General features: G+C 73.8%; 18 protein-coding genes. 9 read left to right on the forward strand and 9 right to left on the reverse strand.

Features of this window, described 5'->3' with window-relative positions; genetic code table 11:
• Nucleotides 1-42: 42 nt before the first annotated feature.
• A complete protein-coding gene (locus tag ACFV0T_RS30960) occupies nucleotides 43-1,632 on the reverse strand; it encodes a phage tail sheath subtilisin-like domain-containing protein (protein ID WP_385786245.1) in 1,590 nt (529 codons plus the stop codon).
• Between the two features lie 222 nt (nucleotides 1,633-1,854).
• On the opposite strand from ACFV0T_RS30960, the gene ACFV0T_RS30965 reads away from it, so the two are divergent.
• On the forward strand, nucleotides 1,855-3,657 hold the full coding sequence (locus tag ACFV0T_RS30965) for a DUF4157 domain-containing protein (RefSeq protein ID WP_385786248.1): 1,803 nt from the start codon (nucleotides 1,855-1,857) through the stop codon (nucleotides 3,655-3,657).
• Nucleotides 3,658-3,792: 135 nt separating this feature from the next.
• Complete coding sequence (locus ACFV0T_RS30970) at nucleotides 3,793-5,187, forward strand: hydrolase (RefSeq protein WP_385786250.1); 1,395 nt, start codon at nucleotides 3,793-3,795, stop codon at nucleotides 5,185-5,187.
• Between the two features lie 73 nt (nucleotides 5,188-5,260).
• Here ACFV0T_RS30970 and ACFV0T_RS30975 read toward each other — a convergent pair whose 3' ends face one another.
• The 3 genes from ACFV0T_RS30975 to ACFV0T_RS30985 form a co-directional block, all read right to left on the reverse strand.
• Entirely contained in the window at nucleotides 5,261-7,285 is a 2,025-nt protein-coding gene (locus tag ACFV0T_RS30975; RefSeq protein WP_385786253.1) for an ATP-binding protein, read from the reverse strand.
• Nucleotides 7,282-7,947: a DUF4255 domain-containing protein gene (locus tag ACFV0T_RS30980; RefSeq protein WP_385786256.1), complete on the reverse strand. Its 666-nt coding sequence runs from the start codon at nucleotides 7,945-7,947 to the stop codon at nucleotides 7,282-7,284. The genes ACFV0T_RS30975 and ACFV0T_RS30980 overlap by 4 nt, the downstream gene beginning before the upstream one ends.
• Nucleotides 7,948-8,101: 154 nt before the next feature.
• Nucleotides 8,102-8,764 carry a LuxR C-terminal-related transcriptional regulator gene (locus ACFV0T_RS30985; protein WP_385786259.1) on the reverse strand — a complete coding sequence of 221 codons (663 nt, stop codon included), beginning with the start codon at nucleotides 8,762-8,764 and terminating at the stop codon, nucleotides 8,102-8,104.
• 402 nt (nucleotides 8,765-9,166) lie between these two features.
• Here ACFV0T_RS30985 and ACFV0T_RS30990 point away from each other — a divergent pair, with 402 nt between their 5' ends.
• The 4 genes from ACFV0T_RS30990 to ACFV0T_RS31005 all read left to right on the forward strand — a co-directional run bounded on the left by ACFV0T_RS30990 (nucleotide 9,167) and on the right by ACFV0T_RS31005 (nucleotide 13,402).
• On the forward strand, nucleotides 9,167-12,010 hold the full coding sequence (locus tag ACFV0T_RS30990) for a LuxR C-terminal-related transcriptional regulator (protein WP_385786262.1): 2,844 nt from the start codon (nucleotides 9,167-9,169) through the stop codon (nucleotides 12,008-12,010).
• 258 nt (nucleotides 12,011-12,268) lie between these two features.
• Nucleotides 12,269-12,472: a cold-shock protein gene (locus ACFV0T_RS30995; protein WP_037915390.1), complete on the forward strand. Its 204-nt coding sequence runs from the start codon at nucleotides 12,269-12,271 to the stop codon at nucleotides 12,470-12,472.
• A gap of 367 nt (nucleotides 12,473-12,839) precedes the next feature.
• On the forward strand, nucleotides 12,840-13,196 hold the full coding sequence (locus ACFV0T_RS31000; RefSeq protein WP_385786265.1) for a PRC-barrel domain-containing protein: 357 nt from the start codon (nucleotides 12,840-12,842) through the stop codon (nucleotides 13,194-13,196).
• A 32-nt stretch (nucleotides 13,197-13,228) separates the two neighbouring features.
• A complete protein-coding gene (locus ACFV0T_RS31005; protein ID WP_385786268.1) occupies nucleotides 13,229-13,402 on the forward strand; it encodes a hypothetical protein in 174 nt (57 codons plus the stop codon).
• Nucleotides 13,403-13,438: 36 nt separating this feature from the next.
• On the opposite strand, the gene ACFV0T_RS31010 is transcribed toward ACFV0T_RS31005, so the two are convergent.
• Complete coding sequence (locus ACFV0T_RS31010; protein ID WP_385786271.1) at nucleotides 13,439-14,803, reverse strand: hypothetical protein; 1,365 nt, start codon at nucleotides 14,801-14,803, stop codon at nucleotides 13,439-13,441.
• A gap of 114 nt (nucleotides 14,804-14,917) precedes the next feature.
• Here ACFV0T_RS31010 and ACFV0T_RS31015 point away from each other — a divergent pair, with 114 nt between their 5' ends.
• On the forward strand, nucleotides 14,918-16,243 hold the full coding sequence (locus ACFV0T_RS31015; RefSeq protein WP_385786274.1) for a molybdopterin-dependent oxidoreductase: 1,326 nt from the start codon (nucleotides 14,918-14,920) through the stop codon (nucleotides 16,241-16,243).
• Nucleotides 16,244-16,586: 343 nt separating this feature from the next.
• Here the strand turns inward: ACFV0T_RS31015 and ACFV0T_RS31020 are convergent, their stop codons facing one another.
• Genes ACFV0T_RS31020 through ACFV0T_RS31030 form a run of 3 tightly spaced genes read right to left on the reverse strand, consistent with a single transcriptional unit; the run spans nucleotide 16,587 to nucleotide 18,828 of the window.
• Nucleotides 16,587-17,459 (reverse strand): class I SAM-dependent methyltransferase, encoded by an 873-nt coding sequence (locus ACFV0T_RS31020; protein ID WP_385786277.1) that lies wholly within the window; start codon nucleotides 17,457-17,459, stop codon nucleotides 16,587-16,589.
• Nucleotides 17,456-18,073 carry a DUF2064 domain-containing protein gene (locus ACFV0T_RS31025; RefSeq protein WP_385786280.1) on the reverse strand — a complete coding sequence of 206 codons (618 nt, stop codon included), beginning with the start codon at nucleotides 18,071-18,073 and terminating at the stop codon, nucleotides 17,456-17,458. The genes ACFV0T_RS31020 and ACFV0T_RS31025 overlap by 4 nt, the downstream gene beginning before the upstream one ends.
• On the reverse strand, nucleotides 18,070-18,828 hold the full coding sequence (locus ACFV0T_RS31030) for a glycosyltransferase family 2 protein (protein ID WP_385786283.1): 759 nt from the start codon (nucleotides 18,826-18,828) through the stop codon (nucleotides 18,070-18,072). Before ACFV0T_RS31030 ends, ACFV0T_RS31025 begins: the two co-directional genes overlap by 4 nt.
• Nucleotides 18,829-18,940: 112 nt before the next feature.
• Between ACFV0T_RS31030 and ACFV0T_RS31035 the strand changes: the two genes are divergently transcribed.
• Together ACFV0T_RS31035 and ACFV0T_RS31040 are read left to right on the forward strand one after the other, a co-directional pair.
• A complete protein-coding gene (locus ACFV0T_RS31035; RefSeq protein ID WP_385786286.1) occupies nucleotides 18,941-19,975 on the forward strand; it encodes a response regulator in 1,035 nt (344 codons plus the stop codon).
• A 2-nt stretch (nucleotides 19,976-19,977) separates the two neighbouring features.
• Nucleotides 19,978-21,090 (forward strand): sensor histidine kinase, encoded by a 1,113-nt coding sequence (locus ACFV0T_RS31040; protein ID WP_385786288.1) that lies wholly within the window; start codon nucleotides 19,978-19,980, stop codon nucleotides 21,088-21,090.
• A 129-nt stretch (nucleotides 21,091-21,219) separates the two neighbouring features.
• On the opposite strand, the gene ACFV0T_RS31045 is transcribed toward ACFV0T_RS31040, so the two are convergent.
• Nucleotides 21,220-22,566: a hypothetical protein gene (locus tag ACFV0T_RS31045; protein ID WP_385786291.1), complete on the reverse strand. Its 1,347-nt coding sequence runs from the start codon at nucleotides 22,564-22,566 to the stop codon at nucleotides 21,220-21,222.
• Nucleotides 22,567-22,646: the final 80 nt, after the last annotated feature.

The raw sequence follows: 22,646 nt of genomic DNA on the forward strand, positions 1-22,646 counted from the left end.
CTGAGGGTTCTTGACTGCCTACGCTGAAGCCGGCGCCCCGGCCTACTCCTCCAGCTCCCCGCTGCCGCTGGAGAACTGGGCCAGCCGGAAGATCACGAACTCGGCCGGCTTGACCGGCGCGATGCCGATCTCGCACACGACCCGGCCGACGTCGACCGACTCCTGCGGGTTGGTCTCCTCGTCGCACTTGACGTAGAACGCCTCCTCGGGCCGGGCGCCGAAGAGGGCGCCGTTGCGCCACTCGTTGACCAGGAAGGCCGAGACGTTGCGCCGGATACGGGCCCACAGCGCGTGGTCGTTCGGCTCGAACACCACCCACTGGGTGCCGATCAGGATCGACTCCTCCAGGTAGTTGAAGTACCGGCGGACGTTCAGATAACGCCAGGCCGGGTCGGAGGCCAGGGTGCGGGCGCCCCAGACGCGGATGCCGCGGCCCGGGAAGGCGCGGATGCAGTTGACCCCGATGGGGTTCAGCAGGTCCTGCTCACCGCGGGTGATCTGGATCTCCAGGTCGACCGCGCCGCGTACGACCTCGTTGGCGGGCGCCTTGTGCACACCGCGCTCGGAGTCGTTGCGCGCCCAGACACCGGCGACGTGGCCGCTCGGCGGGATCAGCCGGGACTGGCCGGTGGCCGGGTCGAAGGCCTTGATCCACGGGTAGTAGAGAGCCGCGTACTTGGAGTCGTAACCCGCCGTCTCCTGGCGCCAGACGCGGATCTGGCGGGCGTTCAGACCGGGCGGCGGGTCGATGACCGCGACCCGGTCGCCCATCAGCTCGCAGTGCGCGATCAGGCCGAGCTGGACCGCCTTGACGGCCTCCAGGTCGATCGCGCCGCGCTGGTAGGCGGCCATCAGGTCGGGCACGGCCACCATGGACACCTCGTCGACGGCCTCCAGGCCGCCGAACCCGGTGCGGTCGGCGCTGTCACCGAGGTACTGCGCCGGGCCGGGCTGCGCGACCGAGACCCCACCGGCCGGTACGGCGGGCGCGGCGGCCGGCGCGGTCAGGGTCACCGTCTGGTTGTCCGGGCGGGCCAGCTGCGCCGACGGCGCCGCCTCGGTCACGGCGATGAGCTGGGAACGCTCCTTGACCTGGGTGACGACGTAGCCGCGGCTGCCCTTCTTGGCGGTCACGTCGAACGTCTCGACGGCCTTGTCGCCGTCCTTGACGACCAGCCTGAACCGTTCCGCGGGGCCCTCGCCCTCCGCGTCGGCGACCTCCACGCTCAGCGGGCCCGGCCGGCCGGCCGCGGTGGCCGTGACGGTGAACGTGCCGAGCTGCTTCGGCTCACCGGCGGGCAGTTCGGCCGGCGCCGCCGAGCCGGTCACCGCACCGGGGGAGGAGTCCTCGCCGGAGACACCGGCGGGGGCGCCGCCGACGCGGACGACGTACGCCGCGGAGCCGCCGTTGTTGAAGAAGCCGTAGACGGAGTGCGCCAGGTAGTACCCGTCGGTGAAGTCACCGAAGGCCGCCACGTACTGCGTCCAGTTGGTCACCAGGGTCGGCTCGTTCAGCGGGCCGGTCGGCGCGAGCCCGACGAAGGCCGCCACCGAGGTACCCACTCCTTCGATCGGACGCGAGCCGCTGGCCACCTCCTCGACGTATACACCGGGCGACAGGTAGGACGGCATGCTCTGCTCTCCTCGGGGTACGAGTCAGGTCGTCTCCCACCGTCGCGCGCGCGGGGCGTCGGCAGAAACGTCCTGCGGTGCCGTACCGGGGGCATTCCCGTTGCCCTCAGGGGCACGGCGGACGCGTTGCCCCCGGAACTGCCCCCGAGTCCCTTCCCCCGCTCCGGCACGTCCCGGCACGCTGGTCGGCCGACGTGTATCCACCCGCCGAGGGGAGCGCCCGTGCGCGCGCAGGACAACGAGAACGACTGCGGCACCGGCCGGTCGGCGCCCGCCCGTGCGGGCCGTACGGGCGGACGCCCTCCGGTCGCCGGGCCCGCCGCCGCACTGCTGGCACTTCAGCGCACGGCGGGCAACGCGGCGGTGTCGCGGGCCGTGGAGGAGGAACGCCACCAGCACGACGCCGGGTGCGGTCACCAGCCGGCGGTGCAGCGCCGCTCCCTGGTGCACGAGGTGCTGCGCTCCCCCGGGCAGCCCATGGACGGGTCACTGCAGAACGAGATGGAGGCCCGCTTCCAGGGCGCGGACTTCAGCGGAGTACGCGTCCACTCGGACACGGTCGCGCAGCGCTCCGCCCTGGAGATCCGGGCCAAGGCCTACACCTCCGGCACGCACGTGGTCGACGGCGGCGGGATGACCAAGGAGGACTGGGCGCACGAGCTGACCCACTACCTGGACCAGCAGGCCGGTCCGGTACCCGGCCGGGACAACGGGTCGGGCCTGAGCGTCTCCGACCCGGCGGACTCCGGCGAACGGCACGCGGTGGACAACGCCCGAAGGGTGATGAGCGGACCGGCACCGGTCCAGCGGACGGCGACGGGGCCGGAGCGGCACGGCGGGCACGAGCACGGTGAGCGGGGCGGCCACGAGGTGTCCGTCGGCCGGTCGGCCGGTCCGTCCCCGGGCCCGGCCGTGCAACGGGCCCCGTCGAGCGCCTCGCAGAGCAGCGGGCGGGTCACCAAGTCCAAGTCCTCCGCCAGTGGGAAGGGCCGGGCCAAGCGGGCCCCGAGGGCGGTGACGGTGGCCGCGGAGCTCGCCGACGCGCTCACCGCCCTGGGCTGGTCGCGGCACGGCGCGTCACAGAGCCTCACCCTGCACAGGCCGGTCCCGTCGGCGAGCGCGCCGGACCACGCACAGCCGGACAAGCTGGGGGACACGGCCCGGGACCGGATGTACGCCGGCACCGACAACCTGCGGAAGTCCCGCACCTACGAGGACCAGCGCACCCGGCAGGCGCTGCGCTGGATCTCCACCGTCGCCCTGAACTACCTGCACGACAAGCAGCCCGAAGAGGTGCAGGCGGCGGTGTCCAGGGGACAGACGGAGACCGACCCGGACGCCATGCAGGTGGACGGCTCCGAGGAGATCCAGGAACAGGTCCGCCTGTACATCTCCTCCAACCGGAACGCCGCCAACGACGTGCTGCGCGATCTGCAAGGGGGCAAGGACTCCGGCAAGGAGTTCGTCGCGGCCATGGTGCAGCACATCACCGCGAACACGGACCGCGAGCGGCGGCACAAGAGCAAGCTGAGCCGCCGCGTTCTCCGCAAGGACGACATCGGGACGATCCCGCAGGCGTTCTGGGAGATCGTCGAGGCGCTGAGCAGCCCGGTGACCGTGCCGGACCGGGTGGACGGTGCCAAGGACGGTCTGCACGCCGAGCGCCGCATCTACGCGGGCGCCCCCGAGGGCAGCGTCACGCCCCAGCGGATCGCCGGTGTCAAGCGCCCCTGCATGGCCTGCTATCTGGCCCTCTACCAGGGCACCTCCCTGAAGCCCGGCCCCTACTGGCCGAGCAAGGCCGCCAACATCGACCTCGACGACTACGCGCACGGCCAGGTAGCCGTCCTGGCCGCCGAGATCGACCGGATCGCGACCGCGGCGGGCGGTACCCACGCCACGCTGGTGGACTGCGGCGGCGAGGTCTGCGCGGCGACCTGGGCCTACGACACCGACTCCGACTCGCCGGCCTCGAACAGCAGCGACGAGGAGGGCGGCCCGGTTCCGGCGGAGGCCCGCTCATGACCACGTAATGCGGCGGCCGGGAGCCGGGAGCGGGACGCGAGGGCCGGGGCGGCGCACCACATGTGCCCGTTCAGGCAGCGACCGTACCCTCGCGACTCCTGACCCGGCCCCCGCACCGCGACTAGCGTCTGGTCCGTGAGCCTGTGGACCTCCCTCGAACCCGCCTCCGCCACCGTCGATCCGGGCGCGAGTACGCGCGTACGGCTGCGGGTGCGCAACACCGGTGACGTCGTCGACGAGTACCGCTTCGAACCGGTGGGCGCGATCGCGCCCTGGACGAGGGTGGAGCCGCAGACGCTGCGGCTGTATCCCGGTACGACGGGCACGGTGGAGCTGACGTTCGCGCCGCCGCGCACGCCGGACGCCACGGCGGGGCCGAATCCGTACGCGGTGCGGATCACGCCGACCGAACATCCCGAGGCGGTCACGGTCCCCGAGGGGAACCTGACGGTCACGCCGTTCACCGAGGTGCGGGCCGAACTCGTCCCGCCGACCGTGAAGGGCCGCTTGCGCGGGCGGCCGAGGCTCGCCGTGGACAACCTCGGCAACACCAAGGTCACCGCGTCACTGAGCGGCAGCGACACCGGCGACCGGCTGTCGTACGAGATCCAGCCCGGCAGCGTCCAGATCGAGCCCGGCCGGGCCGCGTTCGTGAACACGACACTGCGCCCCCGGCGGATCATCTGGTTCGGTTCCAAGGAGGAGCAGCCGTACACGGTGGCGGTGCGGCGGTCCGGGGCCCACCCCATGGAGGTGGAAGGCACCTTCGTGCAGCGGGGGTTCCTGCCGCGCTGGCTGGCCACCGCCCTCGGCATGACACTGGCGCTGGCGATCGCGTTCGTGATGATCTGGCTCGCCTACAAGCCGCAGGTACGCACCGCGGCCACGGAGAAACTCCAGGAGGCGGCCGTCAGCACCCTCCCGCCGCCCAGCCCCACGGCCGTGGCCACGACCCCGCCCGCGACGCTCGGCCAGGAGCCGACGGGCGCGCCCCCGGTGCCGGCCGAGACCAAGGCCGCGGGCGGCGGGGGCGGCGGGGGCGGCGCCCCCGCGACGACCGAGCCGCCGGAGGTGACCGCGGCCACGGCGGTGCAGAAGCTCGCCGCCCGCAGCGCGGGACGGCACATCTGCTACCGCGCCTATGTGGCGGACCACGGCTGGCAGGACCCGGTGTGCGACGGCGCCGAGGCCGGCACGGTGGGCAAGAGCCTGCCGATCAAGGCGCTCAACATCGCGGTGGCCGGGACCAGGGGCACCACGGGCAACGGTGCCTACGCGGTCGGCGGCTGGAAGACGAAGTGGTCGTCGGCGGCCGACGGGATCGACATGTACCTCGGCAGCCTCAAGGAGGCGGACTCGCCGCTCCAGGGATTCACCATCAGCGTGGTCGACGGCTCCGTCTGCCAGAACACCCATGTGGCGGACCGGGGCTGGATGGGCCTGGGCTGCACCCAGCCCGGAAAGTGGATGTACGCCGGCAGTCCCATGGAACAGGGTCACCAGCTGGAGGCGTTCCGCCTCACCGTGTGAGGCTGACCGCGGGTCACCAGCAGGCCTCGCCTGTCACCCGCGGAATCCGCCCGTCACTCGCGGAATCCGCCCGTCACCAGCCCGCCTCGCCCGGGACCAGTCGGCCGGCCTTGCGGTACTCGCGGCGGGCCCCCTCCAACAGGTCCTCCCCGCCGACCGGTTCGCCGCGCCCGGCGGCGAGGTAGGCGGCGGTGACCACCGCGCTGCGGATCGAACCGCCGGCCAGCTCGAACTGCCGGGCCGGTGGCCCGGGGTCGATGCCGTCGGCGCACGGGACGTGGGACAGCCCGTGCCGCCACAGGGCCAGGCGCTGTTCGGCGTCCGGGAACGGGAAGTCGACCACCAGGTCCAGTCGCCGGGTGAACGCCTCGTCGATGTTGGCGCGCAGGTTGGTGGTGAGCAGCGCGATGCCGTCGAACGACTCGAGCCGCTGGAGCAGATAGGCGCTCTCCATGTTGGCGTAGCGGTCGTGGGCGTCCTTGACCTCCGAGCGCTTGCCGAAGACCGCGTCGGCCTCGTCGAAGAGGAGGACGGCGTCGGTGCGGTCGGCCTCGGTGAAGATGCGTTCGAGGTTCTTCTCGGTCTCGCCGACGTACTTGTCGACGATCGACGAGAGCTGGACGACATACAGGTCGAGGCCGAGTTCGGCGGCGACGACCTCGGCGGAGAGGGTCTTGCCGGTGCCGGACTCGCCCGCGAACAGGCCGAGGACACCCCGGCCGCGACCGCCGCCCGCGCTGAGCCGCCAGTCGCCGAGCACCCGGTCGCGATGGCGGGCCCGCAGGGCGAGTTCGTGCAGCTGGGTCAGCGGCCGCTCGGGAAGTACCAGGTCGGGCCAGCCCACCGCGGGCCGGATCCGCCGGGCGTGCCGCTCCAGGCCGGAGGCCGACTGCTGCCGGGCGGCCAGCCGCACATGGTCCGCGGTCAGACCGGTGCCCTCGAAGGCGGCGAGTGAGAGTGCGGCGTGCGCCGCGCGCCGGACCTGGTCGGCGCCGAGCCGGTAGGGGGCCACGGCGGTGGCCAGATCGAATCCGGCGGACCGCGGGCCCAGCGCCGCCGACCAGACGGGGGTGCCGCCCGCCCGACGGCGCGGTGCCTCCAGGACCAGCGGGTCGTGCGCGCACCAGTGCGGGTCGTACGGGCGGGGATCCGTCAGCAGTACGGCGACGTCCGCCGGCTCGGTGACCAGCGCCGCGACCAGTGGGCCCGGTTGCTCCGGCAGCCCGGACAGCACGACGGCGCGGCCGCCGAGCCGGGCCTCGCGCAGCAGGTCGGGCACGTGTTCCTGCGGGCCCGCGAAGCGCAGCGCCGCGATGCCCGCCGCGCGCAGGGCCGCCGCGATCACGGCGAGGCCGTCGCCCTCCCGGTGCTCGCGCAGATAGACGGTGAGTGGACCGCCGCGCAGCCGGGCGGCCAGCCGGCGCACGAAGTCCTCCTCCGCCTCCTCCCGGGCGGCCGGGGGCTCGGGCAGCGGACGCAGCAGCCCGAGAAGAGCGGCGTCCGGGGTGTCGTCGCCGAGCAGATGTCCGACCAGCCGGTCCGGGACCCGCAACGAGCGGCTGAGGAAGGGACGTTCGGGCTCCTCCACGTCCAGCAGGCCGAGCGCGCGCAGCGGTGCCGAAGGATGGAACCGGGCGCGGCCGTGGGCGTGGTGCGCGGGCAGGCCGCACAGGTCGAGGGCGAGCCCGATGGTGGCCCGGCGCCTGCCGACGTCGTCGTTGAGGTAGCCGTAGAGCGGCTCGAAGGAGCGGTCGAGGTCCGGGGCGAGGGCGATGAGCAGGATCGCGGTGTCCGGTTCGGACAGCTCCAGCCGGGCGGCCAGTGCGGCCAGCCGGTCCCCGGGCCCGACCGCGGCCGGGCCGACGACGGGCCCCCGCTCGGCGGGCGCGGTCGCGGCGCCGGTGCGCAGCAGATGCCGTACGGCCTCCTCGGACACGTACAAACCGCGCAGCGGGTCCCCCGCGGTGGGGTCCCCGGCGGACCGCCCCTCGACCAGCTCGGCGACCCGCTCGCGCAGCCCGCCGAGCCGTTCGGCCAGCGGACGGGACGGGTCGCGGGCGTCCTCGTCGGGGCGGGTCTTCGTGCCCGGGGTGGTCACCGCTGGGCCGGGGGCTTCCTGCGGGCGGCGCGGGCCGCCGCCAGCTGGTGGGGGCCGTGGGCGCGTTCCCCGGACTCGGGCGGGGTGCCGTCCATGCCGCGTACGCGGACCGCGGCGCCCTCGGTGACCGGCGGCCCGGCGTCGTACTCCGGGAAGGCGGGGAAGGGCGCGGTCACCACCAGGTCCAGGGAGGGCTTGAGTTCGCCGCCCAGCGCGGACCAGATCTCGGCGAGGGAACGGGACTCGGACTGGATGCCCGCCACCGTCAGCGGCACCGCGAGTCCCAAAGCACCCAGCGAGCCCGGCAGTTCCTCGGCGGCCAGCAGCTCGCGCGGCAGCAGTGTCGCCAACACCGCGGACAGCAGCCGGTGTTCGTCCTGAGGTGTTTTGGTCCAGGCGGTCACCAGGTACGACAGCCTGAACCAGCGGGGCGGTTGACGGCGACGGACCACCACGTCCCGCTCGTCGCGCACGGACATCTGCCCGCGCTGGCGACGGTGCACGTCCTCGCGGATGTCGTACAAGTAGGTGTTGACCACGGGGGCGTTACGGCGGGCCGCCCAGTCACGCGTCGGCGCCTCGAAGGACACGTCGATGCCGGAGCCGGCCAGCGCGCCGCCGCCGATCAGGCCCTTGAGGACCTCGTCCACCTCGTGGATCACCCTCGCGCTCCCGCCCTGCCGTGTCGCCGGTCGGCGCCGCTCGCCGCCGCCCGCTGTCGATCGTGCCCGCTGCGCCGCGCGGACCGCAGGCGCGCCGGGGTCGGCGGCCGGGCAGGCGTGCTGCCCGCGTGTCCGCCTTCGATTGCCCGTTCGGTCAGATGTAGCCTTCCCGCAGGGCATAGGCGACGGCGTGCGCACGGTTGCGCAGGTGCAGCCGTGTGGTGAGGCCGTGCATCACGTTCTTGACGGTGCGTTCGGAGTAGGACAGCTTGCTGGCGATTTCTCCGGTGTCGAGGCCCTCGGCGACCATCCGCAGGACGTCCACCTCCCGGGGCGCGAGTCCCAGCGAGGGTGCCCCGGGCCGGCCCGCCGCGCCCCGGTGCAGGGTTCCCACCTGGCTGATGAGGCGGCCGAGCAGGTCGGAGGGCAGATCGCCGTCACCGCGCGCGGCGGCGACGACCGCCTGCGCCAGCCGGTGCGCGGTGGCCTCACGGCGCCAGACGATGGCTGCGACACCGCACTCGATGACGTCGAGCAGTTCGTTCTCGCGGATCACGCCCACGACGAGCACGGCACGGGCGCCGTCGCCGCGCATGAGGCGGCGCAGCCGGGTCAGCGCGGCCTCGTCGAGGGTGTCCTCGATCAGCAGGGCCACCGTGCCGGGGCCGGACTCCTCGCGGAGTTCGATCCGCGGATGCCGGCGCAGCTGGCTGACCGCGCCCTCGCGGGAGATCGGGTCCGGGGCGGTCACCACGACCGGAATCCGGCGCCCGCCGCCGGCGGTGTCGCTGTCTGTCGTCCCGGGTGAGCTGAGCAAGCGTTTCCCCCATGTTCACGGGCCGTCGTCCGGCGGGGGCCGGTGGCGGAAGGGCGTTCTCCACACTTCTGGGACCAGTGGGGCGTGCGCAATCGTGGAACACCACGAGGCGGACCACGAGACCAGCACCGCCGACACCACCACGAGGGTCACCACCCGCGGGCATCGCCGCAGGTCAGCGCTGTTCGTGCGGAGATGGGCGCGGTCCGGGGCCACGGTCGGCGGCCGCCGTGAGCCGCGCCACAGCGACGGCCGGGCACGGCCGTGCGAGGCCCCGTACGGCCGGGTGGGCGGCCGTCTGCGTCCGCACGCCGCGCGTGCGACGCGTCACGTCACGTCACCGGGACCCCCGCCGCCGCGTCCTTCCTACCGGGTGAGCCCCATCCACCACAGGAGGCAGCCATGACCGGACCGTTGCGTGAACGCGACGACGCGCACACCCTGCTCTCGTCCGAGATCGGGCGCGCCGTCTCCGGCAGCGGCCGGCTCGTCCTGCTGCGCGGGGCCACGGGCACCGGCCGTACCGCGGTGCTGGAGGCCGCCGTCGCGCACGCGGCCGAGCGCGGGCTGCGCGTGCTGCGGGTGCGCTGCTCCCCCGAGGACACCGTCGTCCCGCTGTCCACGGTCCTCCATCTCCTCGCCCCCGTACCGGAGTTCACGGACCTCGACGTGGCGCCCGGCGAGGACGACCGCGGCAGCGCGGCCCGGCTGTGGCGCCTGCTGCGCTCGTACGCGGAACGGTCCCCGGTGCTGGTGGCCGTGGACGACGTCCACCTCGCCGACGGCCCCTCGCGCCGCTGGCTGGTCGAGGCGGCCCGCCACGTCGACCGATTACCGGTCCTGCTGGTGGCCACCGAGCGCAGCCAGTACGACATCGACCCCGGGCCGGCCGGCCTCACGCACACCCTCTCCGCGCCCCTCGTCCGTCCGCACACCCTCGCCCCGCTCACCGACGAGGCGTCGGCGCAGCTGGTGCGCGCCGCCTTCCCCACCGCCCCGGCCGCCTGGACCGCCGACTGCGTACGGGCCGGGGCCGGCAGCCCGCTGCTGCTGCGCGCCCTGCTGGACGACCTGGGCGGCGCCCCGCCCCCGGCCGCCGTGCCGCAGACGTGCGCCGCGCTGTACCCGGGGGCGTACCCGGCGGCCGTCTCCTGGTGGCTGGACAGCGCCGGGCCCGCGACGGCCGAGGTGGCGCGGGCCCTGGCCGCCCTGGAACAGACGTGGCGAGCGGACCCCGCCGACGGCCTGGCCGCACTGCTCGCCGAGGCGGCCGGGGCCGACCCCGCCCGGGTGACCGGCTGGCTCACCGCGATGACCCGGCTCGGACTGCTGTGGCCGGACACCGCGGGCCGCCCGCGGTACGCGCATCCGCTGCTGCGCGACGCGGTGCTCACCGGCTGGCCGGCCGGGCGCCGGCGGGCGGTCCACAAGTCGGCGGCCCGGGCGATGCTGCGGCGCGGCGACCGTGTCGAGGCGGTGGCCGGGCAACTGCTGGGCAGCTCTGCCGTCGGCCTGCCCTGGGCGCTGCGGGTGCTCCAGGACGCCGTGACCGTCGCCGTGCGCGAGGGCCGGCCCGGGGACGCCGTCGGCTATCTCCGCCGCGCCCTGGACGAGCCGCTGCCGGACGACCTGCGTCAGCGGCTGCTGACCGAACTGGGCTCGCTGGAGTACGCGGACGCCGACGCCGGTGCGGGCATCCCGCGCCTGGCCGAGGCGTTGCACCTGCCGGCCGAGCCGATCGACCAGGTGCGTACGGCCATCGCCCTCGGTACGGCCCTGACCGCCCGGGGCGAGGTCCGCACGGCCGTGGAGGTGCTGCGCCGGCTGGAGAACGGGCTGACCGCGCACCCCGACCTCGTCCGTACCGTGCAGACCGCATCCACCCTGCTGTCCGACCGGGACGAGACGGAGCGTCAGGAGGCGTACCGGTGGCTGAGCGACACCGCCGACCGCTCCCCGGAACTGGTCGGCGTCACCGGACAGGCCCTGCTGGTGCGGTACGCGGCCTCGGCCGGGGCCAGTTCGGCCCGGGCGGCGATGCGGCGGCTGCGGGCGCTGCTGACGGAGCCCGCCGACCCGCTGGCCGAGCCTTTCCTGCTGGGCACGGCCGCCGCCGTCGCGCAGTGGGCCGACGAACTGGACGAGGCGGAACGGCTCGTCGAACGCGGTCTGACGGGGCAGCGCCTCACCCTGCTGCATCCGATGGAGCAGGCGCTGCTGGACGTGCGGACCGACATCCTCGCCGCCCGTGGGGCGTACGCCCGGCTCCTGGCCGACCGAGCTGCCCGCGCCGAACGCGCCGAACGCGCCGAACGCGCCGAACGCGCCGACGGGTCAGACCGATCCGACCGCTCCAGCCGCTCCGCGCGGGCCACCCCGGTGTACGGCGCCGGTCCGTCCAACGAGGACGCGCACGTCCTGATCGCCCTCGTCGAGACCGGCCGCACCGAGGAGGCGCGGCGCCTCGCGGACGGTCTCGACCTGCGGGAGGCGCCGGACTCCTGGGAGCTGAACCGCTTCCTGCACGCCCGGGGTGTGCTGCGGTTGGCCGAGGGGGACCCCGCGAGCGCCCTGCACGACTTCCTCGAATGCGGCCGGCGGCAGTCGGCGCGCGCGGTGGTCAGCCCGGTCGTCACGCCGTGGCGGTCGGCGGCCGCGGAGTGCCGACTGGCGCTGGGCGACCCCCGGGAGGCGCTGGCGCTGGCGGCGGAGGAGCTGCGGCTGGCCCGGGTGTGGGACACCCCGCGCACGGTGGGCCGGGCGCTGCGGGTGCTGGGCCGGGCGACCGGCGGGCGGCGCGGTCTCGAGCTTGCGCAGGGCGCCGTCGACGTCCTGCGGGAGTCCCCGGACGGCGTCGAGTTGGTCTCCGCGCTGCTCGCGCAGGGGCGGCAGCTCGTCACCGCCGGGGAGCGGGCGCGCGGCCGGGACTGTCTGCGGGAGGCCGCCGAACGGGCCGAACGGCTGGGCGCCGTACGCCTGCGCGCGCAGGCGCAGGAGGCACTGCGGGCGGGCGGTGGCCGGCGTCCCGCCGCGGCGCTCACCGGCTCCGGCTCGCTCACCGGCAGCGAGCGCCGGATCGCCGAACTGGCCGCCGAGGGCCGCACGAACCTGGAGATAGCCGACCTGCTGCATGTGGCCCGGCGTACCGTCGAGACCCATCTGACGAGTGCCTACCGCAAGCTCGGCATCCGGAGCCGAAGGGAACTGCGGGCGGCGCTGGGGGCGGTCGGTGACCCGACGGCCTGACGACCTGACGGCGGCGCAGACGTATATCTGTGTCCACGGAAATAGATATTCGGATAATTGCCGGGAAGAGTTCATCGCCCGATGGGGTATGTCGCGGCAATGTCCCCGGGCCGCTCGCCGGTGCCGTGCTACGGTTGACGGCAGTTGCAGTTGTGGTTCCCAAAAAGTGGCCGGTTCTTCCGGACGGGGCAATCATCACAGCGGCGTGGGGTTCGCACAGTGCGGACCTCCGGGTAGTGTCCCGTAAGGAGAATTGACATGGCTACTGGCACCGTGAAGTGGTTCAACGCGGAAAAGGGCTTCGGCTTCATCGAGCAGGACGGTGGCGGCGCCGACGTCTTCGCCCACTACTCGAACATCGCCACCCAGGGCTTCCGTGAGCTTCAGGAAGGCCAGAAGGTGAGCTTCGACGTCACGCAGGGCCAGAAGGGCCCGCAGGCCGAGAACATCGTTCCCGCCTGACGCGTACACATATTTCACGACTCGGGTCCGCACCTTCGGGTGCGGGCCCGAGTCGTTTGGTATTACCGGGCATCCCGGATTTTTCGCCAACCGGTTTAATGCGCCGTGCCGACTGCCGTGCCGACTTCGCTCCGGTTCGTTCTCGCGGTGCCCCGTTCGGCTCATTCCGGCCGGGAATTATTCCGGACCCCGGTGCGTTGAGCGCCGAACTCGAACACACGACGGGCTCCCGCGTCCCCGACGACCGCCCGGCGGCCCCGGAAGGCACGCGTCGGCGTCGGCAGCCCGGACGGCGCAGTCGTCCACTGCTCTGAAAGCCGGCATCGGGGGCACGATAGAAGGGCAACCCGGCGCTGGGAGGTCAGAGATGTTCGAGGCGGACGACATCCGCGAGTGGCGTGGACACGACGTGGTCGACCCGAAGGACCACAAGCTGGGCACCCTGGAGTCGGTCTACGTGGACACCGCGACCGACGAACCCTTCTTCGCGACGGTCACCGTGGGCCTGCCCACCCGCCGCCGTCTGGTCTTCGTCCCGCTCGTCGGTGCCACCGTCGGTCCGGGCTATCTGAAGGTCGTTCATCCCAAGAACCTGGTCAAGCAGGCTCCCTCGATCGACACCGACGGCGTGCTGGCCGCCGAGGACGAGCCGGCCGTCTTCACACACTACGGACTGGAGTACAGCGCGGGGGCCGGAGGCGAACGTCGCCTCGCCCGCCGCTGACGCGAGGACCGCAACCGGTCCGAGGAGGTCGGATGAGGCTGTTCCTGCTCCTGATCATCGTGGCGATCGTCCTGGGCATCATCGGGTTCGCCGTGCACGGTCTCTTCTATCTTCTGGTCATCGGCGCCCTCGTCCTGGCCGTCGACCTCGTCTACGGGGCGATGCGGGTCCGCCGCGGAGGCAGACGCCACCGCCGCGTGCGCTGACGCCCGGCCCGGTGACGGCGTCGGCCCGGCCCGCTGTCACCAGCCGGTCATCAGCAGGTGGTTGACGAGCAGGGCGAGGACGCCCTGCGCGGCGAGCCAGCCACCGGGGCGGGTGAGGAAGGCGCAGGCCGGGAGCATCCACAGCGCGAACGGCAGCCAGATGCGTTCCGTCTCCGCCTTGCTCATCCCGGACAGGTCGGCGACGAGCAGGGCGAGCAGGGCGGACAGCACGAGCACGGCGAGGCGGCCCTCGGCGGCGTCGGGGACGTCCGGCCCCGGCCGGGCGCCGCGCCGCCGGCGCAGGAGCGTGACGCCGGCCCGGTCGAGGCCCGCCGCCGTCGCGAGGCCGACGACGACCACGGTGCAGGCGAGGTTCGCCCACACCCAGTAGCTGTACGGCCGGGTGCCGCCGACTCCTTCGTAGTAGCGCTTGACCAGCAGGTGGTAGGCCTCCCACCAGTCGAAGCCGGCCAAGGTGAACACGAGGGGGACGACGGCGAGTCCGGCCAGGAGGAACACCAGGGGCAGTGGCCGGGCCCAGGACCGGACCCGGTCGCGCGCCACCACCAGCACGCCCGCGCCGATCAGCGCGAACAGCGTCAGCCCGTACGAGAGATAGCAGGTCAGGCCGAACAGCAGACCCGCGCCGAACGCGCTCGCCCGGGTCCGGTGTCCCGTCGCGGCGAGCGCGAGCAGTGCCACCGCCCAGGCGGCGACCGCCGAGAAGTACCCGTCACCCGAGGCGCCCACCCACACCGCCGCCGGTGCCATCACCAGGAACGGCGCCGCCCGCCGGGCGAGGGACTCGTCGGCCAGCACCCGTACCGCCACCAGCACCGCCACGCACGCCGTGGTGCCGACCGTGATGCACCAGGCCCCGGCCCAGCCCCCGCCGCCCAGACCGATCCGGTCGAGCAGGACGAAGGTCACCGTCGCGCCCGGCGGGTGTCCGGCGATGTGCGCGGGCCAGGGGGCGGGGTCGCCGCTCAGGATGTGGTGGTCGAAGTCGCGCAGGGTGGCCGGGATGTCCTGGAAGCGGTCGATGACCCGCAGGTACTCGTTGCGTGAGGTGAGGCGCTCCGCGACGCCCCGCTGCCAGCCGTCGACCAGGGCGAGCGACCACGTCCAGGCCAGTGCCGTGCCCCAGGCCGTGACGAGCAGCGCCCGCCAGCGCAGCCGGGCGGCCACCGCCGGCCCGTACGCCACCACCGCGACCGCGATCGCGACGGCGGCCGGGGTGCCCGGCCCGACGTGCGGGTCCCAGGAGGCGAACAGAGGTGGCCAGTTGACGAACAGGGTGTGGTGGGCGTGCTGGATGTGGCGGCCGACCAGGACGGCCGCCAGGACGAGGAGGGCAGCGGCCAGGGCGGCGCGGAGGGCGCGGAGGCGAGCGGGGATCACGCCGGGAACGCTAGGCCGAAAAGCGGCCCACGTGGTCGTACCCGGCCGGGACGTCAGCGTTTCGTCATGAGTCGCGCGCCCTTGCGGGGCCCGGTCCCGGCCTACCGTCGGGGCATGCGCGACCTACGGCTCGACCGACGGTTCCCCTCATCGCCCCGCTTCTGGCGCAGCTCCGTGCGCGGCCCCTGGTTCACCTCCGTGCTGGGCATCGTCCTGCTCGGCGGGATCACGGTGCTGTTCGTGACGGGGCTGCTGTCGTACGCCGCGTACAACCCGGGTCTGTCGCCGGTGAACGACCAGACCCCGGACAAGGGGATCCTGGGTTTCTACCTGTTCTCCTGGCCGACCGGGCCGGTCTGGCTGTACCGGTTCACCCAGGGCACGCACGTCACGCTCGGCATCACGCTCGTCCCCGTACTGCTGGCGAAGCTGTGGTCGGTCGTGCCCAGGCTGTTCGCGCTGCCGCCCGCCCGATCCCTCGCCCACGCGCTGGAGCGGATATCGCTGCTCCTGCTGGTGGGCGGCGCGCTCTTCGAGTTCACCACGGGCGTGCTCAATATCCAGCTCGACTACGTCTTCCCCGGTTCGTTCTACCCCCTGCACTTCTACGGGGCCTGGGTGTTCTTCGCCGCGTTCGTCGCGCACGCCGTACTGAAGACGCCCGCGGCGCTCCGTAATCTGCGCGGGCTGCGTGACGGTGAGAACGAGGACGAGGACGAGAACGAGAAGGAGAACGAGAAGGAGACAGAGGACGAGAACGAGGACAGGAAGGAGCAGGGGGCGGGGGAGAGCGGGCTGGTCGCTCCGGATCCCGCCGAGCCCACCGTGTCCCGGCGCGGGGCCCTGGAGTTGGTGGGCGGCGGATCCCTGCTGCTGTTCGCCACGACGGTCGGACAGAGCGTCGGTGGTCCGCTGCGCGAGACCGCCCTCCTCGCACCGCACGGCGGTGGCGAACCGGGCGGCGGTCCTGGTGGCTTCCAGATCAACAAGACGGCCGTGCACGCGGGCATCGACGCGCGCGAGACGAGCGGCGACGCCTGGCGGCTGGTCGTCTCGGGCCGTACCGGCCAGGTCCGGCTGAGCCGTGCGGACCTGCTGGCACTCCCGCTGCACAGTTCGTCGTTGCCGATCGCCTGCGTGGAGGGGTGGTCGACGGCCGACCAGTGGTGGCGGGGCGTGCGGCTGCGGGATCTCGCCGTGCTCGTCGGGTACGACGACCCGCCGGACGTGCTCGTGGAGTCCCTCCAGCGGCATGGCGCCTTCCGCCGGGCCGCCCTGCGCGCCAATCAGGTGGGCGACCCGCTCTCGCTCCTCGCCCTGTTCGTCAACGGCGAGGACCTGACCCACGACCACGGCTACCCGGCACGGATCATCGTGCCCGCGGCTCCCGGTGTGCTCAACACCAAGTGGGTGGCCCGGATGACGTTCGGAGACCTGTGATGCCTTCGCTGCGACCGGCCCGGATCAGGGTCGGCAGTCCGCTGCAACTGCTGCTGCTCGCCGGCTCGTTCGCGCTCGCCGGGTACGCGGGTGTGCGGCTGCTCGCGGGCGACTGGTTCCAGGTGGCGCTGTGGTTCGTCGGCGCGGCACTGCTGCACGACCTGGTGCTGCTGCCGCTGTACACGGTGGCGGACCGCGCCCTGGTCGGGGCGGCGGCCCGTGCTCGCGTCGGGGCGGCGGGCCGCCACCGTGCCCACGTCGGCTACGTCCGGGTGCCCGCCGTCCTCTCCGGCCTGCTGCTGCTCGTGTGGTTCCCGCTGATCAGCGGGCAGGTGTCGGAGCGCTACGCGTCCGCCACCGGACGGTCGGGGGAGGACTTCGCGGCCCGCTGGCTGCTGATCACGGCCGTGCTGTTCGGCTGTTCGGCGTTGCTGCTGGTGCTGCGACTGCGACTGCGGCTGCGGCTGCGGCTGCGCAGGGCAGCGAAGGAACGTCCCCCGGCGGTCCACTGACCCTCGGCGTGCCAGCCCGCGCGTGCCGCGTGCCGCAGCAGCGCCCGGGTGCCGAGGCGGGCCCAGGGGAAGAGGTCGCCGCCGTGCCCGCCGGAGAGCGGGACGATACGGACGTCGGCGCGTTCGTCGACGTCCACCGGTACCGTCTCGGCGATCAACAGGCCGCCAGGAGCGGCGAGTCGGGCGACCCGGTCGAGCAGCGCCCCGGGGTCGCCGCCGATGCCGAGGTTGCCGTCGAGGAGCAGGACGGTGCCCCAGCGGCCCTCGCCGGGGACCGGTTCGAAGACGGAGCGGCGCAGCGCCCGCCCGCCGAGGCGGACGGTGTGGTCGACGGCGGCCTCGCTCACGTCGATGCCGAGAGCGGGGCGTCCGCGGCTGCTCAGGGCGGCGACCAGTCGGCCGGGCCCGCATCCGACGTCCAGTACGGTCCCCTCGCAGCGCTCCACCACGGCCAGGTCCGCCGCGTCCGCCTCCGCGCACCAGCGCTCCACCTCCAGCGGCAGCAGCCATCCGTCGGTGCGGCGCAGGAAGAGGGGGCCGTGACCGGCGTTCAGGGCGTCGGCGTAGGCGGCGGCACCCCAGGAGGGCGGCGCGTCGTCGAGCAGGCCGACCGGCCCACGCCCCGGACCGGCCACCTCGGTCGTCGCGGTGGCCGCCGACGGCGCCGTCTCGCGGGTGCGTACCCGTGCGCGTGAGGTGGTCATCGGTCCGTCACCGCCTCGAGGCGGGCCAGTTCCGCGGCGAAGAGGCTGTCGGGCGCCGACGCGGCGACGGCACCGGCGTCCCGGGCCGTGTCCACGTCCCGCAGCCGCGGCAGATCGCGTACCCGCAGTCCCGCCGCGACCAGCCGCTCACGCTGCACGGCGCCGGTCGTCGGCGTCGACATCGGCACCCCGCGCAGCAGGCCGGGGTCTGGGTCGGCGAGGCCCAGCGCCCAGAAGCCGCCGTCCTCGGCCGGTCCGAAGCAGGCGTCGCAGTCGGTGAAGTCGACGGTGAGCAACTCGGGGGTCACCTGGGGGGTGTCCATGCCGATCAGCAGGGCCGGGCCGGCGCAGTCGGCGAAGGCGGCGGCGAGCCGTTCGTCGAGGCCGCCCGCGCACTGCGCGACGACGTCGAACCCGGGCGGCAGCCACGGACCCGGCCGCCCCTCCAGGACCAGCACGCGGCGCCGTGCGGGGGTCGCCGCCACGGCGCGCAGCGTGTCCACGAGGGCCGCCTCCGCGAGCCGCGCGGCTTCCTGGGGCGTGAACGGCGGTGTGAGCCGTGTCTTCACCCGCCCCGGCAGCGGCTCCTTGGCGATGACGAGAAGGGTGGTCACTGGGAGTTTCCTCCTTGAGGAGAGGAGAGGGGGCCGGACGCGGCGCTGTCCGGTGCCGGGGGTCCGTCCGGGCGGGGCAGGGGAGGTTCGGCCAGGACGCGGCTCATGTCCCGGACCGCCTGCCAGGTGCCGCGCCAGGTGCCGGTCACCTTCGAGGCGCCGGTACGCGGCAGGTAGGGCACGTCGTGTTCGGTGACACGCCAGCCTGCGTCGGCGGCCCGGACCACCATCTGGAGGGGGTAGCCGCTGCGGCGGTCGGTGAGGCCGAGTTCGAGCAGGGGGACTCGGCGGGCGGCCCGCAGGGGGCCGAGATCGTGCAGGCGCAGGCCGGTGCGGCGGCGCAGCATCCGGGTCAGGGCGAGGTTGCCCGCCCGGGCGTGCGCGGGCCAGCTGCCCCGGCTCCGCGGGCGGCGCCGCCCGAGCACGAGGTCGGCCTCGCCGGCGCGTACTTCGCGGACGAACGGCACGAGCAGCGACGGGTCGAGCGAGGCGTCGCAGTCGCAGAAGCACACGATGCCGGCGGTGGCGGCGGTCAGTCCCGCGTGGCACGCGGCGCCGAAGCCGCGGCGCGGCTCGTGGACGACGGTCGCGCCGAGTCCGCGGGCGAGTTCGGCCGAGCCGTCCGTGGAGCCGTTGTCCACGACGAGGGCACGCCAGCCGGCCGGGATGCGGCCCAGCACCCAGGGCAGGGCCCCGGCCTCGTTCAGGCAAGGGAGGACCACGTCGACGTCGGGTGATGGGGGAAAGGTCGTCACGCTCGTCACCCTACGGACGTGAAAGCCGCATATCGGACGTCGGTTCCTTACGAAACACGGACGTCGCAGGCGGCGGCCGACACCGGCGGTGGCGTGGTGCGAGGCTGACGGTATGGAACAACAGCCGTACGAGCCGACGCGGGCCCAGGGCGCCCGGGTCCTGGTCGTCGATGACGATCCCACCGTCGCCGAGGTCGTCTCCGGCTATCTCGACCGCGCCGGATACGTCGTGGACCGGGCCGGGGACGGACCGTCCGCGCTGGCCCGCGCCGCCGCGCACTGGCCTGACCTGGTGGTGCTGGACCTGATGCTGCCCGGTATCGACGGCCTGGAGGTCTGCCGGCGAATCCGGGAGCGCGGCCCCGTTCCGGTCATCATGCTCACCGCGCGGGGCGACGAGGACGACCGGATCCTGGGCCTGGAGGTCGGCGCGGACGACTACGTCACGAAGCCGTTCAGTCCCCGGGAGTTGGTGCTGCGGGTGGAGTCGGTACTGCGCCGTACCCGGCCCGCCGGGCCGGTCGCCGGGGTGCGCACGGTGGGCGCGGCCGGTCTGACCGCGGACCCCGCCGCCCGCCGCGCCGCCAAGAACGGCACCGAACTCGCCCTCACCCTGCGCGAGTTCGACCTGCTCGTCTTCTTCCTGCGCCACCCCGGCCGGGCGTTCAGCCGGGAGGACCTGATGCGCGAGGTCTGGGGCTGGGACTTCGGCGATCTCTCGACCGTCACGGTCCATGTACGGCGGCTGCGCGGCAAGGTCGAGGACGATCCGGCCAGGCCCCGGCTGATCCAGACCGTGTGGGGCGTGGGCTATCGCTTCGAGGAGACGGCCGCCGAGGCTGCCGGCGCGACCGCCGTGGGGTTCCGTGCTGGGTCCGGCGCTGAGTTCGCTGCCGGGACCTCTGCCGGGACCGCTGCCGAGTCCGGGCGCGAGTCCGGACCCGGGGCCGGCCGCGGATCCGACGGCGTGTCCGCTCCTGGGTTCGGTGGCGTGTCCGCTCCCGGGTTCGGTGGCGAGTCCGCTCCTGGGTTCGGAGGCGTGTCCGCTCCCGGGTCCGGTGGCGAGTCCGCTCCTGGGTCCGGGTGCGAGTCCGGCCTCGGGTTCGGTGGCGCGTCCGCCCCGCACACGACCGCAAGGGAGGCGTGAGCATGCGCGACATCCTGCTGATCGCCCTGTTCGCCTTCCTCGGGGCCGCCGCGGCCGGGGTTCTCGGTGCGGCCGTGCTGTGGCTGATCCGACGACGGTCGCTGACCGCGTCGCTCGCCGTCGTCGCCGCCGTCGCGGTGACCGCGATGCTCGCCGGGACGCTGGCCGTGGCCTGGGCGATGTTCCTGTCAGGGCACGACCTGACCGTGGTGACGACGGTCGTCGCGATGGCGGCGGTCGTGTCCTTCGCGACGGCCCTGCTGCTGGGCCGCTGGGTGGTCGCGCGCAGCCGGGCGCTCACGCTCGCCGCCCGGTCCTTCGGCGACGGCGGCGACTTCGCGGCCCCCGTCGGCGCGGCCACCGCCGAACTCGACGCGCTCAGCCGCGAGCTGGCCGCGACCAGCGCGAAGCTCGCCGAGTCCCGTGACCGCGAACGGGCCCTGGAGTCCTCACGCCGGGAACTCGTCGCCTGGATCTCGCACGACCTGCGCACCCCGCTGGCCGGCCTGCGCGCGATGTCCGAGGCGCTGGAGGACGGGGTCGCCGCCGACCCGTACCGCTATCTGCGCCAGATCCGCACCGAGGTCGAGCGGCTCAACGACATGGTCGGCGACCTGTTCGAGCTGTCCCGCATCCACGCCGGAGCCCTCGCCCTGTCCACGTCCCGGATGTCGCTGTACGACCTCGTGGACGACGCCCTCGCGGGAGTCGACCCGCTCGCCCGGGAACACGGCGTACGGCTTGTCGGCGACCGCATCGAGCCGGTGCCGGTGGAGGTGGACGGCCGGGAGATGAGCCGGGTCCTGGGGAATCTGCTCGTCAACGCGATCCGCCGGACACCGGCCGACGGCACGGTCGCGGTGGCGGCCGTGCGGTCGCCCGACGGCGTGGTCCTGTCCGTCACGGACGGCTGCGGCGGCATCCCCGAGGAGGACCTCCCGCGGGTCTTCGACACCGGCTGGCGCGGCACGCACGCGCGAACCCCTCCGGCCGGCGCGGGCCTCGGCCTCGCCATCGTCCGCGGCATCGTCGAGGCGCACCAGGGGCGGGCCGCCGTACGCAACATCCCCGGCGGCTGCCGCTTCGAGGTGACCCTGCCCGCGGCCCGGGCGTAGGCCCGGTGCCACACCGCATGCGGAGGCCGGCCACCGATCGCCGTGTGGCACACGGCGGCAGGGCACTGGGAAGCCCCCAGGTCGATGACCCGGGGGCTTCTTCGGTGCGGTGTGTACGCCTCGTCGTGGTCAGGCGGACGGGTTGAGGATCACCTTGGCCGAGTTGTTCCTGCTCTTAGGGTCGAAGGCGAAGGACGTGCCGTAGTCGGGCCGGGCGACGACGCGGCCCGTCGCGTCGGGGACGACCCGGTCCACGTGCAGCTGGAACGGGAACCTGACCTTCAGGTCCGGCTTGGCCCACATCGGCAGGGTGCAGGCGTAGTGGCCGATGGCCGGGTCGTCGCCCGAGGTCCAGGCGTTGCGGCAGGTGGCGGGTACGGACGTGGCGGTGGTGCCTTCCGGCAGGTAGAAGTCGATCACGGCGACCGGGTCGCCGGAGCTGACGTTGCCGACCCAGGCCGGGCCGCGGTTGACGAAGCGGAAGGCGGCGGTGACGGTGTCGCCGGCCGCGCCGCTCACCGTGGTGCCGCGCACGGCGAAGTCGGCGGTGTTGTCGGCGTCGATGTGCCAGGAGCGGCTGTTGTCCGAGCTGTCGAGGTCGGTGACGTCGCCACCGGGCTCGATCTCGTAGTCGAACCGGTCGTACAGCGCGTGGTCGGTGACGGCGAGCCGCAGCGGCTCCGGCAGCTCCACGGTGGCGCCGGGCGCGACCTCGGTGTCGAAGGAACAGGTCGCGTACGTCATGGCCATGTACACGCCGTTGTCGTCCGGCCCGGTGTAGGTGCACTGCGGGTAGCGGGTGGTGACGTCGAGGCCGTACGTCGCCCACATCCTCACGCTGAAGCCGTGAGCGGTCTCGTTGCCGGTGTTGGTGACGGTGAACGGCACGGTGAGGCCGGTGCCGGGCGCGACGCCGGTGACGTCCCGCGGGGCGCTGACGCCGAGGTCCGGGCCGGAGGCGACGGTGACGGAGGTCTCGGCGCCCTGCGGGGCGACGAGCGTGCCGTCGGGTCCGCCGGTGGCCTCGGCGGAGTACTGGATCGCACCCTGCGCTCCCACGGCGGCGCCGGCGGCGGCCCGCACCTTCAGCTGCACCTGCGGGCTGTAGCGGGTCGGCACGTCGCCGGTGTCGCACACGGCGACGGTGCCGGCGTCGTTCGGCGCGCAGTTGTCGGGCCAGGCCACCTCGGCGACGCCGGCGAGCCCGGAGACGTCGACGGTCAGGCGGCCGTCGGTCACGGTGAAGTTGCTGTTGTCGTGGTACAGGCCGAGCGCCAGCGACCGGTACTGGGCGATCCCCCCGTCCGGAGCGACGGTGGCCGCATGGTCGTACGGCGCCTGGACCCACAACTGGTCGCTCTGCGGCTCGTCGTCGGCGACGGCGACCCCGCTCCCGAGACCGGCGAGGACCAACGCCCCCACGGCTCCGGCCCGGGCCCCGCGACGCAGCACCCGCCCGACGGAGACAGAACTCATGACATCCCCCACATGCGACAGAAGAGACCCCGGCACCTTGAGCAGTACCGGGCGCGAGTTGGACGGCCCGCCGAGACGCA

The organism is Streptomyces sp. NPDC059582 (assembly GCF_042735715.1).
In the GTDB taxonomy this organism is placed as follows: domain Bacteria; phylum Actinomycetota; class Actinomycetes; order Streptomycetales; family Streptomycetaceae; genus Streptomyces.

Coding starts and splice junctions, on each gene's coding strand:
- ACFV0T_RS31035 (WP_385786286.1), top strand. CDS start 18,941: ATGGAACAACAGCCGTACGAGCCGACGCGGGCCCAGGGCGCCCGGGTC.
- ACFV0T_RS31045 (WP_385786291.1), bottom strand. CDS start 22,566: ATGAGTTCTGTCTCCGTCGGGCGGGTGCTGCGTCGCGGGGCCCGGGCC.
- ACFV0T_RS31040 (WP_385786288.1), top strand. CDS start 19,978: ATGCGCGACATCCTGCTGATCGCCCTGTTCGCCTTCCTCGGGGCCGCC.
- ACFV0T_RS30995 (WP_037915390.1), top strand. CDS start 12,269: ATGGCTACTGGCACCGTGAAGTGGTTCAACGCGGAAAAGGGCTTCGGC.
- ACFV0T_RS31015 (WP_385786274.1), top strand. CDS start 14,918: ATGCGCGACCTACGGCTCGACCGACGGTTCCCCTCATCGCCCCGCTTC.
- ACFV0T_RS30990 (WP_385786262.1), top strand. CDS start 9,167: ATGACCGGACCGTTGCGTGAACGCGACGACGCGCACACCCTGCTCTCG.
- ACFV0T_RS30960 (WP_385786245.1), bottom strand. CDS start 1,632: ATGCCGTCCTACCTGTCGCCCGGTGTATACGTCGAGGAGGTGGCCAGC.
- ACFV0T_RS31000 (WP_385786265.1), top strand. CDS start 12,840: ATGTTCGAGGCGGACGACATCCGCGAGTGGCGTGGACACGACGTGGTC.
- ACFV0T_RS31005 (WP_385786268.1), top strand. CDS start 13,229: ATGAGGCTGTTCCTGCTCCTGATCATCGTGGCGATCGTCCTGGGCATC.
- ACFV0T_RS31020 (WP_385786277.1), bottom strand. CDS start 17,459: ATGACCACCTCACGCGCACGGGTACGCACCCGCGAGACGGCGCCGTCG.